At 57.5% G+C, this 17,665-nt stretch carries 13 protein-coding genes; 2 read left to right on the forward strand and 11 right to left on the reverse strand.

Features of this window, described 5'->3' with window-relative positions:
* Positions 1–44: 44 nt before the first annotated feature.
* From ndk to ACN1CO_RS10505, 3 genes are all read right to left on the reverse strand, one after another.
* On the reverse strand, positions 45–476 hold the full coding sequence (gene ndk, locus ACN1CO_RS10495) for a nucleoside-diphosphate kinase (protein ID WP_003848684.1): 432 nt from the start codon (positions 474–476) through the stop codon (positions 45–47).
* A gap of 175 nt (positions 477–651) precedes the next feature.
* Positions 652–2,979, reverse strand: coding sequence for a peptidoglycan glycosyltransferase PbpC (gene pbpC, locus ACN1CO_RS10500; RefSeq protein ID WP_419138878.1), 2,328 nt, complete (start codon positions 2,977–2,979; stop codon positions 652–654).
* Positions 2,980–2,991: 12 nt separating this feature from the next.
* Complete coding sequence (locus ACN1CO_RS10505) at positions 2,992–7,887, reverse strand: alpha-2-macroglobulin family protein (protein WP_419138879.1); 4,896 nt, start codon at positions 7,885–7,887, stop codon at positions 2,992–2,994.
* Between the two features lie 146 nt (positions 7,888–8,033).
* Between ACN1CO_RS10505 and sseA the strand changes: the two genes are divergently transcribed.
* Positions 8,034–8,876, forward strand: a complete 843-nt coding sequence (sseA, locus tag ACN1CO_RS10510; protein ID WP_419138880.1) for a 3-mercaptopyruvate sulfurtransferase — start codon at positions 8,034–8,036, stop codon at positions 8,874–8,876.
* 40 nt (positions 8,877–8,916) lie between these two features.
* Here the strand turns inward: sseA and sseB are convergent, their stop codons facing one another.
* From sseB to trmJ, 5 genes are all read right to left on the reverse strand, one after another.
* Positions 8,917–9,681 carry an enhanced serine sensitivity protein SseB gene (gene sseB, locus ACN1CO_RS10515; RefSeq protein WP_419138881.1) on the reverse strand — a complete coding sequence of 255 codons (765 nt, stop codon included), beginning with the start codon at positions 9,679–9,681 and terminating at the stop codon, positions 8,917–8,919.
* Between the two features lie 61 nt (positions 9,682–9,742).
* Complete coding sequence (pepB, locus tag ACN1CO_RS10520) at positions 9,743–11,029, reverse strand: aminopeptidase PepB (protein ID WP_419138882.1); 1,287 nt, start codon at positions 11,027–11,029, stop codon at positions 9,743–9,745.
* A gap of 161 nt (positions 11,030–11,190) precedes the next feature.
* Positions 11,191–12,351: an IscS subfamily cysteine desulfurase gene (locus tag ACN1CO_RS10525; RefSeq protein ID WP_419138883.1), complete on the reverse strand. Its 1,161-nt coding sequence runs from the start codon at positions 12,349–12,351 to the stop codon at positions 11,191–11,193.
* 88 nt (positions 12,352–12,439) lie between these two features.
* Positions 12,440–12,937: a Fe-S cluster assembly transcriptional regulator IscR gene (gene iscR / locus ACN1CO_RS10530; RefSeq protein WP_090958642.1), complete on the reverse strand. Its 498-nt coding sequence runs from the start codon at positions 12,935–12,937 to the stop codon at positions 12,440–12,442.
* Positions 12,938–13,067: 130 nt separating this feature from the next.
* Complete coding sequence (gene trmJ / locus ACN1CO_RS10535) at positions 13,068–13,820, reverse strand: tRNA (cytosine(32)/uridine(32)-2'-O)-methyltransferase TrmJ (RefSeq protein ID WP_419138884.1); 753 nt, start codon at positions 13,818–13,820, stop codon at positions 13,068–13,070.
* Between the two features lie 132 nt (positions 13,821–13,952).
* On the opposite strand from trmJ, the gene suhB reads away from it, so the two are divergent.
* Positions 13,953–14,756 (forward strand): inositol-1-monophosphatase, encoded by an 804-nt coding sequence (gene suhB / locus ACN1CO_RS10540; RefSeq protein ID WP_419138885.1) that lies wholly within the window; start codon positions 13,953–13,955, stop codon positions 14,754–14,756.
* A 63-nt stretch (positions 14,757–14,819) separates the two neighbouring features.
* Here the strand turns inward: suhB and ACN1CO_RS10545 are convergent, their stop codons facing one another.
* The 3 genes from ACN1CO_RS10545 to ACN1CO_RS10555 all read right to left on the reverse strand — a co-directional run bounded on the left by ACN1CO_RS10545 (position 14,820) and on the right by ACN1CO_RS10555 (position 17,641).
* On the reverse strand, positions 14,820–15,833 hold the full coding sequence (locus ACN1CO_RS10545) for a TIGR04086 family membrane protein (protein WP_419138886.1): 1,014 nt from the start codon (positions 15,831–15,833) through the stop codon (positions 14,820–14,822).
* Positions 15,834–16,037: 204 nt separating this feature from the next.
* The gene (locus tag ACN1CO_RS10550) at positions 16,038–17,024 is read right to left on the reverse strand and encodes a nickel/cobalt transporter (protein WP_419138887.1); all 987 of its coding nucleotides are present in this window, start codon (positions 17,022–17,024) and stop codon (positions 16,038–16,040) included.
* On the reverse strand, positions 17,015–17,641 hold the full coding sequence (locus tag ACN1CO_RS10555) for a DUF1007 family protein (RefSeq protein WP_419138888.1): 627 nt from the start codon (positions 17,639–17,641) through the stop codon (positions 17,015–17,017). The genes ACN1CO_RS10550 and ACN1CO_RS10555 overlap by 10 nt, the downstream gene beginning before the upstream one ends.
* Positions 17,642–17,665 lie beyond the last annotated feature (24 nt).

A 17,665-nucleotide genomic window follows, 5' to 3' on the forward strand; every position in this document is an offset into this window, starting at 1 on the left:
ACGCAGATTTTTGTAAAGCCGCTGTAACGTTTATCGCCGGGCGATTAACGGGTACGAGGGCAGATTTCGTTTTCGCCGAAGAAATAAGCGATTTCGCGGGCAGCGGATTCAGCAGAATCTGAACCGTGGGTCGCGTTTTCAGTGAAGCTGTCAGCGTAGTCAGCACGCAGTGTGCCAGCCAGGGCGTTTGCCGGGTTAGTGGCACCCATCAGGTCACGGTGACGCTGAACGGCATTTTCACCTTCCAGCACGGAAACAACAACCGGGCCAGAGGTCATGAATTCAACCAGACCATCGAAGAATGGCTTGCCCTGGTGCTCAGCGTAAAAACCTTCAGCCTGCTCTTTGCTCAGCTGCAGCATTTTTGCGCCAACGATTTTGAAGCCAGCGCTTTCAAAACGGTTGTAGATAGCACCAATCACATTTTTAGCGACGGCGTTTGGCTTGATGATAGAAAAAGTACGTTCGATTGCCATGATGACCTCTGTCTTGACGTTCTGAAGAAACCGGTGGCGTCCGCCCCGGTTAAGAAACGGCGCCGATTATAGGGGCTGAGTCCGGCATTGCCTACCAGAGATCCCTGATTTGTTGAAAATTCTTGATCTGAGTCGAAGCAGACGCGCCACGGTTATGATTTAGCGCGGAAAAGCATCAACCCCGACTGAAAGTGACCGAGACAAGCTGCCCCTCTTCATCCATCACCACCAGCTGATACTCGCCTGGATGATCAAGGCGGAGCGACAGGCTGTCCGCTGCATTTTGCGTCATCAGCGGCTCACCATTAAGGAACCACCAGCGCTGCGCGCCCTGCCCTCCCTGCACCGCGACCGGAATCGTCAGCGTGCTATTGCCCGGCAGCGGCTTAACGATTTGCCCTTCAATGACGCCGGTGACGATTAGCGGTGCGCTACTGCCCTGCTGTAATGGCGGACAACGGGCATCAATGGGTGGTAAGCGCTGTGCCCGCCGCTCCTGAGGCGGCAGCCAGGCCTCCAGCGGCAGCGGCCAGACCAGCCGTTCGTGACGGGTAGCGCCGGGGCAATCTGCTGCAACGCGAAGTCCCTGCGCATTCTGCCAGTATCCCAGGCGTAATCCGCTGAGGCTCTCCTGACCCGGCGCCAGCAGGGTTGGCGGCAGCGTGTCCGAGGCGACCCAGCTTTGCCGACGCTGGCGACAGTTTTCATCTCCGGCGGGCAGCGGCTGACCACCAGGCCAGCAGATAGTTGCTACCGTCACCGAGGCGGGACGCGGATCGACCGGCACGTCACGCCTGCCGAGGCGGCTCATCAGCACGCTGTTAATCTGATTCATAATCGGCACGGCAGAGGCGAAACCAAACTGCCCGGCAACCGGCGTCGCATCGGGTCGTCCGACCCACACGCCAATCAGGTAACGGGGATTGATGCCCACCGACCAGGCGTCGCGATAGCCGTAACTGGTGCCGGTCTTCCAGGCCAGCGGCACTACGTCGGGCACGCTGCCATTACCGGCAGGCTGCGCTTCGCCAGCCAGGATACGCCGGATGATCCACGCCGATTCCTTTGATAGCAGCGGCCGCTGCTGCAACGGTTGATCGGGCGTCCAGCGCAGCTGAGCGGCATTGCCGTGACGGGCAAAGGCACTATAAGCCGCCACGATCTCATCCATGCGCGCGCCCGTGCCGCCAAGAATCAGTGAAAGATTAGGCTCCGCGCCGGGCGGGAATCGTAAGTTCAGACCCACATTGCGCAGACGCGCCGCAACGTTTTTTGGTCCCAGCGCCTCCAGCACCTGCACGGCAGGGAGATTCAGGGATCGCACCAGCGCGTCGCTGGCGCTGACCGGCCCGTGAAAGCCGGTGTCAAAGTTGCCTGGCCGGTAATCGCCAAAGCGACGCGGCACATCCTGCAGCAGCGATTCGGCATGAATCAGCCCCTCGTCCAGCGCCATGCCGTAAATAAAGGGTTTTAACACCGAGCCGGGCGAGCGCACGCTGGCGATCATATCCACATGCCCAAAACGGCTGTCATCGGTAAAATCAGCCGAGCCGACGTAGCCGCGAACCGCCATAGTGGTGTGATCCACCACCAGCATCGCCAGTGAAGTGCGCGGCGGAAGCTGGCTTTTAACGTTCAGCGCCAGGCTTTCCAGGTCGCGCTGCAGCGAAGGATCGAGCGTGGAGACAATCTTGTCGCTGGCGCTGATCGACAGCAGACGCCGGGCCAGCAGCGGTGCCATCTGCGGCATCTGTCGTGGTGGCAGCCACACCGGCTCCTGACGGATCTCCGCCACCTGTCCAGCGGACCAGATGCGGTACTCAGCCAGCCGATCCAGCACTTTATTGCGTGCGGCTTCTGCCCGCTCCGGCCAGCGATCGGGCCGCAGTCTGCTGGGTGCCTGCGGCAAAACGGCCAGCAGCGCGGCCTCGCCCGGCGTCAGCTGCGACGGGGCTTTTCCCAGCCAGCTCCAGCTTGCCGCGCCCACTCCTTCCAGCGTGCCGCCGAAGGGCGCACGGTTAAGGTAGAGCGTCAGGATGTCACGTTTGGAAAGATGCCACTCCAGCTGCAACGCGCGCCACGCCTGAATCAGCTTGCCGCGCAGCGTGCGGGGTTGCGGGTCGATAAGGCGAGCCACCTGCATGGTCAGCGTGCTGCCGCCGGAAATGACGCTCTGATGGCGCAAATCCTGCCAGGCAGCCCGGACCAGCGCCAGTGGGTTGATGCCGGGGTGATACCAGAACCAGCGATCTTCGTAGGTCAGCAGCGCCTGCAGATAAGCCGGAGCCACCTCCTCTGGCGTGACGGGATAGCGCCAGATGCCCTTGCTGTCAGCAAAGCGCCACAGCGGCGTTCCATCGATGGCCACAATCACCCGCGCAGGCTGTACCTGTTTAAGCGGCAGCGGGAACAGACGATCCAGACCCCACGTCGCCAGCCATAAAGCCAGAAAAAAAAGCGGCAGCGCGAGCCACCGCTTTTTAATGGTGCTGATCTTTGCCACGCCCTGCGTCACTTACTGGATATGCAGCTGCGGCGGCGTACTGCCGGTAGCGCGCCACTCCGGCACATACATCGACTCCACCTGCGGCGGCGGCATCAGATAGCGACCCGGCGTCACCGCCCGCGCCAGGTAGACCAGCGTGGCGGGACGATAAGTATCTATCGCCAGCGCTGCGACAAAGCGATCGTCACGGAACTCAATGTGCTTAATGTCAGCCTGCTGCATGTCACTCATGCTCTCCTTCAGCGCATCCGCACTGTCGCCGAGGCTGGCGCTGCTGTCAGCCAGATTCTGGTTTTCCAGCTCCAGACCGGCAGGCAGCAGATCCACCACCAGCGCATCGCTGATACTGCGTTTAGACGAAACGGTCAGACGCACAACCAGCAACTCACCGCTGCGCAGATTATTGAGATCGGCAGCTTTGCCATCCAGGGTGAAGTATTCACGTTTAATCCCCAGTACATTGCTCTCCGGCTGAGGTGCGGTAAGCGGATAACCCGTGACATCCAGACGACCATACAGCGGCGCACTGCCCGGATTACTGATGGTTAAGCCCTGCAACAGTCGCTCAGCCCCCAGCCCTTTATTCAGCGGTGCATCGCTCTGCAGAGGCTGGGAATTGCCCGACAGCAGCGCCTGCCAGCTTCCGCCCTGCGCACGCTGCAGGGTATGAGCCGCCAGATAAAGCGCGTTATTTTCCTGGGTCGAGAACCAGCGTTTGCCATTGACCTCTTTGGACAGCGACAGCAGCAGACTATTCTGCAGATCAGGCTGCAGCTTATTCTCTGCTAACAGGGCAATCATCATTCCCTCATCGCGCACCGTGCTGCCATAGTCGCCGTACCACTCTTTGTCCGAACGCGTCAGCGTGGCACCCTGCATGATCGCAAGCGATGCGCGCTGCCCGTCACCCATCAGCTTCAGCGCAACACCCAGCTGCATCAGCGCCAGGCCAGAGTGAGCTTTCTCTCGTTTTTCATACAATGCACGCAGCGCACCCAGCGGCGCGCGTTGCTGACGCGCCAGCACCAGTCCGGCGTAAGCCTGCACGCTGAACTGCAGCGCGGCATTGTCGTCACTGCCGCCGCCGCTGATCTGCGAGGGATCCTGCAGGTAGCGCAGCAGTCGTGCATTAGCGCGATCAACCACATTATCCGGCAGCGCATAGCCCGCCTCGCTGGCGCGCAGCAGGAAGTCCGTCACGTACGGCGTCAGCCAGAACTCCTCTTCGCTCTGTTTATCCCACAGTCCAAAGCTGCCGTTGGCCCGTTGCATGCCTGCCAGACGGGCAATGCCGGTATCGACGGCTGCCCGACGCGCTTCATCGCTGCTGGTTTTAATGCCCATCGCGGTCAGCTCGGCATGGCTGGTGTAGAGCGAAGGCCAGAGCCCGCTGGTAGTCTGTTCCAGACAGCCGTAAGGATAGGCATAAAGCGCACTGATATAGCTGGCGATGTTCAGCGGCGGACGATTGCTGAGTGTCAGCTGTCCACTCAGCGTCTGCGCATCCAGGCCCGTCAGCGCGGCGGCCGCGACCTGCCAGGGCTGATCGGGATTGATGACAGCATCAAAGTTCAGCGTCAGGGCCGGATAAGGTGGCCGGACGCCGATTTTCCACCGCTGTTTGCTGGGCTTCACCTGCTCACCCGGCAGGTTGAGACCGGAAATCTGCACCGCGATCTCGCCATCACCAAAACCGGTTTTCGCCGTGACCGGAATCTGCAGTGTGGTGCGAGCGCCTTTGGCCAGCGTCACGCTCTGGCTGGCCGCACCTGCCAGATCCACTAAACCACTGCGGGTCACATCCACTTTCAGGGTTTGCGTCAGGTCGGTGAGGTTAGTGAGATCCAGCGCCAGGGAAGCCGAGTCACCGCTGGCGAGGAAGCGCGGGGTAGCCAGTTCGCTGATGAGCGGCGCCGCGACCACCAGTTTGCGTTCGGCCGCGCCGAAGCTATCGTCGCTCCAGGCCTGCGTCATCAGCCGCAGTTCGCCGTTAAACGCCGGGATCGGCAGCGTAATCGTTCCGTTGCCCTCTTTATCCAGCGTCACCGCCTGTAACTGCTGCGCCACGATATTAACGTGCGTTACCGGCTTTTTACCGCCGCGCGTCGTCGATTCATCCTCGCCGTCACCACCAAAACGCAGTGCCGCCAGCCGGCCTCCGCCTTCGATCAGCTGACCAAAGACATCATACTGATCGACGTTGTAGCGTTTACGGCCAAAGAAAGCCTGCCACGGATCGGGCGTTTTAAAATCTGTTACGCTCAGTACGCCGCTATCTACGGCTGACAACAGCACATTCACTTTTTCAGGCAACGGACCGCCGTCACGACTGGCGTGAACCTTGACCGTCAGGAGTTGCTCAGGACGGATTTTATCGGGTACATCCAGCGTCAGGTTTAAGCGGCGCGCCTCTGTCGCCATCGGCAGATGCAACAGCCCCACCGCGCGTTTTGGCGTTGCGCCACTGACCTTATCACCGTCACGTACCACGATAGCGCTGAAGTAGAGATCGTGACGCCGCCAGCTCTCAGCCACAGGGACATCCACCGTTGTGCCGCCCTTTGGTACGGTCAGCGGTTGCCACCAGAGCGTGCCGCTGCTCGACTCCACCATCAGGTAGCCTTTACCGGCAGCCGGTGACTCAACCTGCAGATGCACGGTATCGCCCGGCTGGTAAGCCGCTTTGTCCAGCTTCAGCCTGACCTGATCCGGACGCAATGCGCCCGTGCCATTGGTATTGTCCTGCCAGTCATAACCGGCCTGGAACCTCACGCTGCTGACGATTTTTTCGCCGTCCTGCACTTCAAGCCGGTAGTGGCCCCACTCGACCGGGAAGCTGACTTTGGTGCTGCCATCTGCCGGGACAGAGATGGCGCGTTCATCCTCCTGCAGATCCTTGTCGCCATACTGTGACTGCCAGCCTTCGCTGTCCGAGAAGCTCCAGTAATAATCACGGCGTTCACGGATCAGGCGCACATCCAGCTTGTCTGCCGCCAGTTTTTTGCCCTGACTGTTGGCATAGACAATGTCGAATTCGGCCAGGCTCTCTTCCGGCACGGTAAGCTCATCGTGATAGCTGTCACTGCGGTAGTCATAAACGGCTTTATTACCGAACAGCGGCCGGATACCCGGCAGGGCTTCAGCGGGCCAGATGGCCTGGGTAGCGCGACGGGTGACCGGACGTCCGCCGGTCTCCAGCAGGCTGGCCTGCAGAATCAGGTTGAGCGGGGAGTGCAGCTGATCCCACTGACTCTCTACCGACAGCTGCGCTTTACCGCTGGCATCAAGCTTAAGATCCACCTCATCCAGCGTGCGCTTCAATCCCTCTTCGGTGATGTCACCAAACTGGTAGCCCGGCAGTGCAGCCACGGCTTCGCGTGCCGGTCGCAGATAGAGTTGCCCCTGAAGCGTGTTACCCGCCGCGGGTGCACCATAGAGGTAGCGCCCCTCAATGCCGAACTCAACGCTGGCATCAGCAGGCTGCGGCTGAGAGCCATTTTTCAGGGTTAACGCCATGCGTTCCGGCAGAAAATCCTCGACGTGAAACTTCCATTCGCGCTTGAGGTTATCGCCGGTATTGAGTCGCAGCATCCAGTCGCCGGTCATGGCGGACTCGGGCAGCGCCAGTCGCTGCTGGTAGAGTCCCGCGTCAGGCTGCCAGACAAAGGTCCGCATCACCTGACCATCGGGCTGCACCAGCTCCGCTTTTATTGGCTGGGCGGGCAACGGATGTCCATCGGCATCGCGAAGCAGCGCATTCACGATGACGATTTCGCCCGGACGGTAGATATCGCGCGGCCCAAAGACAAACAGCTGTTTGTCATAACCCTGCGGTCCGGCAACCGGAAACTCAGCGAGATCCAGCGCCGGACGCGTCAGGTCGATCATCGAGGTCTGTTCACCCTGCAAGGCCAGCAGGATCCTGCCTTTTTCATCCGCTTTAAGGCGCAGATGACCGGTGTTGTCACTGGTCCCGCTCTGCAGCACCTGCCCTTTCGCATCCAGCAACCTGACGCTGACGCCGGAAAGCGGCTGGCCGTTTGCCAGGCTCTGGGCGAACAGTTCAAACTGGGTCGGGAAGCGATGCAGAGAGAGGCCAATGTCGCTCAGAGTGAAAAGCGTGGCGGGCTGGCTGTAGCGATAAGTTCCGGCCTGTTTCATTACCGCCAGATAGACGCCTGGTTCCTGAAGCGCAGTTATTTCACTCATCGGCAGCTGCAGTTTTTCGCGGGTGTTACGCGCCGGGTTAAGCTCAAAGCGCCCGGAATAGACCAGCTGGCTGCTTTTCAGCAGATCCTGCGACTGCCAGCTGGAGAGGTTATTGCCGTAATTCCACTGGGATAGAAACTCTGCCAGGCCTGCATTCTTAATGCGGAAGAAATCGACATCGACCTGGTTAACATTCAGCGCCAGCACCGGCAGTCCCTGCGTGATACGCAGCGGCAGCAGCGATCCGCGACTGGCAAAACCAACCATCGGCTGGATATCACTGGTGGCAATTTTCTGGCTGTAATTGTCGGCGAGCGTCTCACCGCTGGCCGCGCGCAGTCCTGCATCGACTGTGACGGTGAAGTGACGCGAGGGTTCAGGATGGCGGAAGCGCAACGTTTTGCGATTAGCGGATAGCTCCCAGCCGCCATCCACCCGGCCCTGTTTATCGTCGGTCAGCCTGACTTTTTGCGCGATATCCTGTTTATCATCCAGCGGCTGACTGAAGGTTAAGACCAGCGCAGCGGCACCGTCGATCTGCAGTTCCGAGAGATCGATAATCGTCAGCGGTTTGCTGACCTGTGAGTTTGCGGGTGCCTCTGCCGCCTGGAGAGGCAAAACAGGTAACAGGGTCGCTGAGAGCAGCGAGCCACCGATCAGCATACTGAGCAGCAGCCGGGTAGTGCGTTTCTTCATGGTAGTTCCTTCACCGGGACGCAGGGAGTGTCGTTTGATTACGCTGCGCAATTTCATATCAATGCTCGCATTTAATCAACGCTTCTCTTGAGATGGTGCGCACATTCCCTGACACTGGTATGACAGATTGCTGAGATGAGGTTGTTATGACGACGCCACTGTTTGTGTCCGCCGACTGGTTACAAGAGCACTACAACGATGAGCGGCTTCAGGTGCTGGATGCACGTTTGTTGCCACCCGGGATGGAAGCGGTTCGCGATGTCCAGGCTGAATATCTGGCGGGTCATTTACCCGACGCCCCTTACTTTGATATTGAAGCGCTTTCCGATCACACCAGTCCCTATCCGCATATGCTGCCGCGTGCCGAGACTTTTGCAGTCGCGATGCGCGAGCTGGGCGTCAGCAGTGATAAGCATCTGGTGGTGTATGACGAGGGCAATCTTTTTTCCGCGCCGCGCGCCTGGTGGATGCTGAAGACCTTTGGTGTGGCTCAGGTGTCGATTCTGGCGGGCGGTTTGCAGGGCTGGAAAGAGGCCGGTTTTGCGCTGGCAACCGGCGAAGTCAGTCTGCCGGAAGGTGAGTTTGAGGCCCACGCGGATGAGAGCCGGGTGAAACGCCTGACGGACGTGCTGCTGATCAGCCATGAAGGCGGCGCACAGATTGTCGATGCACGTGCCGCTAATCGCTTTAACGGCGAAGTAGACGAGCCGCGTCCCGGATTACATCGCGGACATATTCCCAACAGTCTTAACGTGCCGTGGAATACGCTGGTTGAGCAGGGAAAACTCAAGCCGGAAGCAGAACTGCGCAGGCTGTTTGCCGATGCGGGCGTCGATATTACCCAGCCGGTGGTCGCCAGCTGTGGCTCAGGCGTGACGGCGGTGGTGTTGATTCTGGCGCTGACCGCGCTGGGCGCACGGGATGCCACGCTGTATGACGGGTCCTGGGGTGAATGGGGCAGTCGCGACGACTTACCGATTGCGAAATAAAAAACAGGCGGCCTAAGAGCCGCCTGTTTTTTTAAGTGCGTCAGATAATCCGCTCACTGCCCTTGAAGTCGCGCAGGAAACTGCCCCAGCGACGTTCGTAGAATGGCGTGATGTGGGCGGTAAAGAAGTGGCTGATGCCGCGATCGTTCAGCGTCACTTCACAGATATCCACCGGCGCATCGTCCGGCAGCGTATCCGTTGCCACACTGCCCGCCGCCTGAATAATTGCCTCGATGTTGCTGTCCGCTTCAATGCCAATCAGTAGATTGGGCGCTTCGTCGGCCCGCTCACGAATGCTGGCGATAAAGGCGCGACGCACCTGCTTATGCTTAGCGAACAGCTGAGTCAGCGAGTCGATCATCTGCGCAGGCGGTTCAGCTATCTCTGAAAGTAGTAGTGAGTGTCCGCCTTCGAGCACGGTTTGCTGACTGAGCGCACTGCCCTCTTCGGCCAGCAGATGGGTGATCTCAGCCGCAGTAAACTCTTTGCCGGAAGGCAGTTTGGGATTGAGAAACAGCGTCTCGCCGCGCGTAATCTCAAACAGCGTCCGTACCGGCAGACGCAGCCAGGATTGCTCACCGCTCACCGCTTCACTCATCGCCTCTTCCGAGGTGAAAAAAGGAATGATGCTGCTGCCATCCTCTTTTTCCCAGTGCTGCAGATCAACGGGCGTGCTGGCATCAAGCTGTTGCGAGGTGCTTTCGCCTGGAACAAAGACGTCAGATTCCAGCAGCAGTTGGAAAAACTCGGGCCGATGGGCAGGCTCAGTGGCCGCCAGCTTCAGCACCTCTTCAAGACGGTTCATAGTTTCCCTCTGAACGGTTTCCCTCTGAACAGCGGCAGCATCAGCCACCGCTGAGATCGGCTTATTTCAGTAACAGATTGGCGAGGGTACGTACGCCAAGACCCGTTGCACCCGCCGCCCACTGATCAACGGCACCTTTGCGATAGGTCGCGGAGCAGTCGATGTGCAGCCAGCCCTGCTGATAGTTGCTGACGAAGTGTGACAGGAACGCTGCTGCGCTGCTGGCACCTGCCACATGAGACGGACTGGCAATGTTGTTGAGATCGGCAAAGTTAGACGGCAGATGGCTGCGATGGAATTCGGCCAGCGGCAGACGCCAGAAAGGTTCGTTCTCACTCACCGCGCTGCCCATCAGCGACTGCGCCATCACATCATCAAAGGTGAACAGCGCATGATAATCATTGCCCAGCGCCGTCTTAGCCGCGCCGGTCAGCGTTGCGGCGTCGATGATCATCGTCGGATTCTGCTCGCTGGCGTCGATTAAACCATCAGCCAGGACCAGACGACCTTCCGCATCGGTGTTCATCACTTCCACCGATTTGCCGTTGCGATAGCGAATGATGTCGCCCAGCTTGAAGGCGTTGCTGCTGACCATGTTATCAGCACAGCAGAGGTAGAGTTTGACGCGCTTGTTAAGACCGCGCGAAATCGCCATGGCCAGTGCGCCAGTAACGGTCGCCGCGCCGCCCATGTCAGACTTCATCGAGTCCATGAAGCTGCTCTGCTTCAGGCTGTAGCCGCCGGTATCAAAGGTGATGCCTTTACCGACCAGGCAGGCGTAGACCGGCGCATTCTCGTCGCCAGTCGGGTTGTAGTCGAGCGCCAGATAGACCGGCGGGCGATTTGAACCGCGTCCTACGGTGTGCAGGCCCATATAACCCTGCACCCGCAGTTCATCGCCTTTGGTAATGCGATAGCTGACGGCGTCACCGCCTACTTCACTGATCAGATCGACGGCAGTGTGCGCCAGTTGCTCCGGCCCCAGATCTTCTGCGGGCAGGTTAATGACATTGCGAACCCAGTCGATAATTTTCAGACGGCGATCAAACTCCGCCTGCTCATGTTCGCCCAGCTCTGGCCATTCAACCTGACGCTGGCCTTTCGGGCCACGGAAGCCCTGCCAGAATGCCCAGCACTGCTCAAGGTGCCAGCCTTCGCCGGTCAGCGCCACATGGCGGATACCCTGGCCGTCGATTTTGTGCGCCGCACGCTGAATGGTATTTAGCGCATCCGCGCCGGTCAGATGCAGTGTCATGCCGCTGTCGTTGCTGCTGAGAATCGCTTTCTCGCCCCAGCGCGCATCGGCGGGCTGGCTGCTAAGCGTAATATTCATGGGTTGTGTGGTCATCGAAAAGCTCCGTAATCGTTATCTGTTTCATCCAGCCTGATTGTTATAACGGCTTTAATAAGATGTTAAATGTAATTTGCAGAGAGACCTGATAACAGATTCCGCCGGGCGTTGCCAGCGAAGTGCCCATATTGGCGCAGTTTCCGGACTATCGCCGGGTATCAGGATTTCATTAAGGCCCGCAGACGGGTCACCGATTTCTTCACCAGCGCAATGGCGTAGTCGATCTCTTCTTCGGTCGTGAAGCGTCCCAGTGAGAAGCGCAGCGAACTGTGCGCCAGCTCTTCACTCAGGCCTAGCGCGCGCAGCACATAGGAAGGCTCCAGGCTGGCAGACGTACAGGCCGAGCCGGAAGAGAGCGCCAGATCTTTCAGCGCCATAATCAGTGATTCACCCTCAACGTCAGCGAAACTGAGGTTAAGAATGTTTGGCGCGCGCAGGTTGTGATCGCCATTAAGGGTGACGCCCGGCAGTGTGCTGATGCCCTGCCACAGACGATCGCTCAATGTCTGGATGCGCGCCATCTCGGTTTCGCGCTCTTCAGCTGCGATGCGATAGGCTTCGCCCATGCCGACAATCTGATGCACCGGCAAGGTGCCTGATCGCATCCCGCGTTCATGTCCGCCGCCATGTATCTGCGCAGCGATCTGCACGCGCGGCTTACGCCGGACATAAAGCGCGCCGATCCCTTTCGGGCCATAGAGTTTGTGGGCTGAAAAGGACATCAGATCGACCGGCAACTGACTGAGATCGATAGGCAACTTGCCAACGCTTTGGGTGGCATCCACATGGAACAGGGTCTCCCGTTCGCGGCAAATTTCACCAAAGGCGGCGATATCCTGAATCACCCCGGTTTCATTATTCACGTGCATCAGGGTGACTAAAATCGTGTCATCGCGCAGCGCCGCACGCAGCTGGTCAGGCGAGATAATGCCGTTAGCCGCTGGCTTCAGATACGTGACCTCAAAGCCTTCGCGCTCCAGCTGCTGGCAGCTGTCGAGCACCGCTTTGTGTTCTGTCTGGCTGGTGATGATATGTTTGCCACGCGTCTGATGGGCGTGGGCTGCACCTTTGATCGCGAGGTTATCGGATTCGGTGGCGCCAGAGGTGAAGACGATTTCGCGCGGATCGGCATTGACCAGTTCGGCGATCTGATTGCGGGCAACATCAACCGCTTCTTCAGACTGCCAGCCAAAACGGTGCGATCGCGAGGCCGGATTACCGAACGTGCCATCCAGCGTCAGAAACTGCATCATTTTGCTGGCCACACGCGGATCGGCCGGCGTGGTGGCGGCGTAATCCAGGTAAATCGGTAATTTCATTGCGCTACAGCTCCGTATAAAAAATCATACGTCTTTATAGCAGATTCGGCCCTGACCGCGTTAGCAGTAAGGGCCGGAACAGCGGGGATTACGAGGCGCGTTGGTTGACGTTAATTTCCTGCGAACGCGGGCTCTGGAAGCGACGATTGTCGATCGCATTCTGACGATCGGCCACATCCAGGATCTCCTGATTATTCACCAGCTCAGCCAGCGTAATATTGTTCAGGAAGTCACTGATGCGCACGCTCAGATCGCGCCACAGCACGTGAGTCAGGCAACGTTCGCCGCCCTGGCAGCCTTCTTTACCCTGGCATTTGGTCGCATCAACAGACTCATCCACGGCGGTGATCACTTCACCGACAGAGATGGTGTTGGACTCTTTACCCAACAGATAACCGCCGCCCGGGCCACGTACGCTGGAAACCAGACCATTTTTACGCAGTCGGGAGAATAACTGCTCCAGATAGGAGAGCGAAATGCCCTGACGCTCTGAAATATCAGCCAGCGGGACCGGACCTTCATGGGAATGAAGGGCAACGTCCAGCATTGCAGTAACGGCATAACGTCCTTTGGATGTCAGTCTCATAGCGTACGACCTCAATAGCGTCCGGTTATCGGAGGATTAGCAACAGATGCTGTGAAGTCTGCCATTCCCTAGTAAATTGGTCAACTATTTAACCTGGTAAATTAGTCAGGTATTTAACCTGGTAATTCACTCAACTATTATCTGCTTCTTTTTTCTCGTTTTTACGCTTTTCAAACGATGAAAGCATGCCGCGCAGGATGTTGAGTTCATCACGTTCCGGGCGCGCGCGGGTGTAAAGACGACGCAGTTTGCTCATCACCTGACCTGGAGTGGCTTCGCGGATGAAGCCGCTGTTCAGCATCATCTGTTCCATATGCTGATAGAAGCGCTCAAGGTCATCCACCAGCGGATAAGGTGACTCTTCGTACTTCGGTGCCGGGCTGGCCTGTTCCTGCGACTGTAACCACGCCATGCGCACTTCATAGGCGATAATCTGCACCGCCATCGCCAGGTTCAGCGAGCTGTATTCCGGGTTAGCCTGAATCGCGACGTGATAGTGACACTTCTGCAACTCTTCATTGGTCAGGCCGACGCGTTCACGACCAAAGACCAGCGCAACCGGAGCCTGCTGGCCCTCTTCCACGCTTTTCACGCCGCATTCACGCGCATCCAGCATCGGCCAGGGCAGCGAACGGGAACGTGCGCTGGTGCCGACCACCAGGCTGCATCCGGCAATCGCCTCATCCAGCGAGTCGACGATTTTTGCATCGCCGATAACGTCGCTGGCTCCGGCGGCCAGAGAGATAGCCTGTGAGTCAGGTTTGACCAGCGGATTCACCAGATAGAGGTTGGTTAAGCCCATGGTTTTCATGGCGCGCGCAACGGAGCCCATGTTACCGGTATGAGAAGTCTCGACCAGCACGATACGAATATTTTGCAACATGATTAGGGATACTCAGAAACGGGTCAGTAAAATCAGTAGAGAGAATCTTAACATAAAGCAGGACATTTACCGAACACGCTGCTATACTCCGCGCCGTTTTCCCCGTTCTTTAACATCCAGCGAGAGATACCGATGCATCCAATGCTCAACATTGCCGTGCGCGCAGCGCGCAAGGCCGGAAATTTAATTGCCAAATATTATGAAACCCCGGACGCCGTCGAAGCCAGCCAGAAAGGCAGCAACGACTTCGTAACCAATGTTGACCGCGAAGCAGAACGCCTGATTATCGAAATCATTCATAAATCTTACCCAAAACATACCATCATCACTGAAGAAAGCGGTGAACTGGTGGGGGAAGATCAGGACGTTCAATGGGTTATCGATCCGCTGGATGGCACCACCAACTTCATCAAACGTTTACCTCACTTTGCTGTTTCGATCGCTGTGCGCATTAAAGGCCGCACTGAAGTCGCTGTCGTTTACGATCCCATGCGCAATGAACTGTTCACCTCTTCACGTGGTCAGGGCGCTCAGCTGAATGGCTATCGTCTGCGTGGCAGCACGGCGCGCGATCTGGATGGCACCATTCTGGCGACCGGCTTCCCGTTCAAAAAGAAGCAGCACGCACCTGCCTACATGAATATCATGACCAAACTCTTTACCCAGTGTGCTGATTTCCGTCGCACCGGTTCTGCTGCGCTGGACCTGGCCTATGTGGCTGCCGGTCGCGTAGATGGCTACTTTGAGATTGGTCTGAAGCCGTGGGATTTTGCGGCGGGTGAACTGCTGGTGCGCGAAGCGGGCGGTCTGGTCACTGACTTCACCGGTAACCACGGCTATCTGCTGTCAGGTAACCTGGTTGCGGGTAACCCACGCGTAGTGAAATCGATGCTGTCGAACATGCGTGATGAGCTGAGCGAAGCGTTAAAACGTTAAGTTTCAGTACAGAAAAAGGCGGCTTATAAGCCGCCTTTTTTAATGCCTGTTATTCAGTGATGATTAACGACGTTCGTGTGCCAGCACCTGACGGGGCTGAGTACGACGACCTACCCTACCCATCACGCCAGCCAGTACGGCTTCGATAATCAGCAGAATCAGGGCATACCAGCTCGCTTTAGCGGTTGCAGCAGCGGCTTTCTCACCGGCTTCACGCGCTTTCTGTTCAGCCTGCTGTTTCAGTTCCTGATACTTCTGAACGGCCTGCTGATAGCTCTGCTCGGTTTTCGCAACGATCTGATCCACTTCCTCATCGCTCTTACCGGTGCGCGCTTTGATGATATTTTTCAGCGCATCACGATCGGCTGCCTGCAGGGTGTCTGAATGACGATCCATCACCCCTTTTACCCAGTTAGTCAGATCGGTATCGGCTGTCTGCGGATGGTTCGCCGTGTTGTTAGCCTGGTTTTCTGCATTCTGCGCTTCTTTATTTGCGTCCTGCTTCAGATTCTCTGGCTGTAATTCCGGCTTACCGGTCTGACGTAATGTCGTTTCCAGTTCGTTCTGCAGGTTATCTAAATTAATATTATTCTCCTGCAGTTTTTGTTTTGCCATTTGAGTAACCGAAGGCGCAGCAGCGGAAATACCACTACCCAGTGCCTGAAAACCTGAACCCACAATATTCATCGCGCCACCTAATACACTGGTTGCCAGCGTAATAGCCAGGTAAATAGTGAAAATTGTGCTAAGGCCAAACATCAGCAAACCGTGCAGTGCGCCTTCGCGCTGCGCCAGTCGACCGGCAACATAACTACCTGCCGCCATCGCGACCAGCATTTCAATGGCTGTCCAGACCAGTGCGCCAGTGCCAAGGCCATCAAGAGGATTCTGTTCTTTCATCGGATCAATGGTGGTAGCACCAATGGCGGTTCCCAGCAGCGTCAGAATGATGTGAACGATTAACGCACAAATGACACCGGCAAACACGGCGCTCCAGGAAATACGCTTCAGCGGTAATCCAGCGGGCCCGGTCGCCAGCGTTTCGGTGTAGCCATTATTAATACGGGTATCAGCCATGAAATATACTCCTCGCAATAAACAGAAAGCTGTCTTGATCTTTTATCATCCCGACGGCGGAATGCCGTTTTGGTATTAACAGCGTAGACAGTGAATTCTTATTTCACCACTAAAGCAGGCAGAGAAATAATTAACGAGGTGAATTTAAAGATAATTAACGAGAAGAAAAGCGCAGCGCAAACTTTATTTCCGCTGCGCTTTTAGTCAGAAAGGTCGAATGCCGCCGCCCAGCGTCAGCTGCGCTGACTGCCATAATGCGATACCCGCCACGATTAAAACCAGGCTGCCGGTTAAAGCCAGCACGGGGATCAGCAGTCGCGTCATACCTGGAGCAGCACCAGGCTGTGCCAGCCGTTGGGCCACCGACCGCGCCTGCTGAACCAGCAGGCCAATCGCCGAAATGGTCAGAGCCGTGCCGACCGCCATCACGGCAGCGGAGAGAATGCCCCAGCCATAAACACCGATCACTTTGGCAAACAGCAACATCATAATCGCGCCGGAACAGGGACGTAATCCCATCGACACCACCACCAGCAACTGGGTTTTCCAGCTGACGTTGCCGTTCATCTGCTGCGGCGTCGGCAGATGCGCATGCCCACAGCCGCATTGCTCATCATGCTGATGATGAGGATGAGGCTGGAAAGCACGAAATACCGGAGCGGGCCGTGGACGTAATGCCCGCCATAGCGAACGCAGCGCCCGATAACCGATCATCACGCCCAGCCCAATCACCAGCAGATAACTGCCCTTCTCCAGCCAGAAACTGCTGAGATGCAGCTGGCGCGACGAGGTTTTCAGCACCACCAGCATCACCGTTACCAGCACAATCGCGACCGATCCCTGCAGCAGTGAGGCAAGCAGCGTCAGCCTGATACTGGTTCTGACGCGGCTCGGATGGGTCGCCAGAAAGGTCGCGATCACCACTTTGCCGTGGCCCGGCCCCAGCGCGTGCAGTACGCCATACAGTAGGCTGAATATCACCAGCGAGAGGCCAGCCTTGTGGGGCTGCTCCGCCACCTGCTGCAATAGCTGAGTCATCTGCCGGTGCAGATCTTTCTGCCACAGCACGCTCTGCAGCAGAATCTGCGACCAGTAAAGCCAGACCAGCAGCGCGCCGCCGAGGAACAGTGCTGCCATCAGCCAGAGTGGCCAGAGTCGGATAGTCCGTAAAGGTGCGGAGATCACTGACATGTCAGTACCACCGTCTGCGCGAACTGGCGACCCAAATCCATCTCTTCGGCCGGAGCATCTGCTTTATCCAGCGACAGGGCATATTGCTTCAGGGAGTCGTTGGGTTTTGGCGTATTCAGGGCAAACCGGCAGCGCGTCTGCAGCGCCGGTGGCAGCGTCAATGCGCCGGGATTGTCGTAGAACATATCGACGAAGTAGGTGGGATCAAAGGTCAGGATCTCAAAACGCTGGCCGGTCAGCTTCGGGGGTTCCGCCAGTGGCAGAATAAATTCCAGCACCGCTTTGTGGCCGTTACGCGACAGATTGTATTCCGTTGGCAGATTCAAAAACTTTACCCGCTGTTGGTTGTGCCAGATTTCAGAAAAGTAGTGCTGGCCCAGCACGTTCGCCATCACGCCTGCCGCCAGCTTTTTCCACACCACGCTGCCTGGTTTTGCGTCGCCCGCGTCATACAGCAGATCGGCGGAGGTGATTTCATCCATGGTCCAGGTCATCTTTAATCCGGTAAAGGTATCGCCCTGCACCACCAGTTCCGTTTTCATATCGATGAAGCTATGAGGATGTGCCAGCACAGCCGGACTTAATACCATTAGCAGAGCAAAGAGTGCGCGTTTCATAATGTTATAAAGTAACGTTTCCGA

It is taken from the genome of Pantoea sp. R13S299, from assembly GCF_048515925.1.
GTDB lineage: Bacteria > Pseudomonadota > Gammaproteobacteria > Enterobacterales > Enterobacteriaceae > Pantoea.

Bases quoted from the DNA above. Each gene is read 5' to 3' on its own strand.
- pepB (WP_419138882.1), bottom strand. From the start codon at position 11,029: ATGACCACACAACCCATGAATATTACGCTTAGCAGCCAGCCCGCCGAT.
- trmJ (WP_419138884.1), bottom strand. From the start codon at position 13,820: ATGTTGCAAAATATTCGTATCGTGCTGGTCGAGACTTCTCATACCGGT.
- sseA (WP_419138880.1), top strand. From the start codon at position 8,034: ATGACGACGCCACTGTTTGTGTCCGCCGACTGGTTACAAGAGCACTAC.
- suhB (WP_419138885.1), top strand. From the start codon at position 13,953: ATGCATCCAATGCTCAACATTGCCGTGCGCGCAGCGCGCAAGGCCGGA.
- ACN1CO_RS10545 (WP_419138886.1), bottom strand. From the start codon at position 15,833: ATGGCTGATACCCGTATTAATAATGGCTACACCGAAACGCTGGCGACC.
- ACN1CO_RS10555 (WP_419138888.1), bottom strand. From the start codon at position 17,641: ATGAAACGCGCACTCTTTGCTCTGCTAATGGTATTAAGTCCGGCTGTG.
- iscR (WP_090958642.1), bottom strand. From the start codon at position 12,937: ATGAGACTGACATCCAAAGGACGTTATGCCGTTACTGCAATGCTGGAC.
- ndk (WP_003848684.1), bottom strand. From the start codon at position 476: ATGGCAATCGAACGTACTTTTTCTATCATCAAGCCAAACGCCGTCGCT.
- ACN1CO_RS10550 (WP_419138887.1), bottom strand. From the start codon at position 17,024: ATGTCAGTGATCTCCGCACCTTTACGGACTATCCGACTCTGGCCACTC.
- ACN1CO_RS10505 (WP_419138879.1), bottom strand. From the start codon at position 7,887: ATGAAGAAACGCACTACCCGGCTGCTGCTCAGTATGCTGATCGGTGGC.
- sseB (WP_419138881.1), bottom strand. From the start codon at position 9,681: ATGAACCGTCTTGAAGAGGTGCTGAAGCTGGCGGCCACTGAGCCTGCC.
- ACN1CO_RS10525 (WP_419138883.1), bottom strand. From the start codon at position 12,351: ATGAAATTACCGATTTACCTGGATTACGCCGCCACCACGCCGGCCGAT.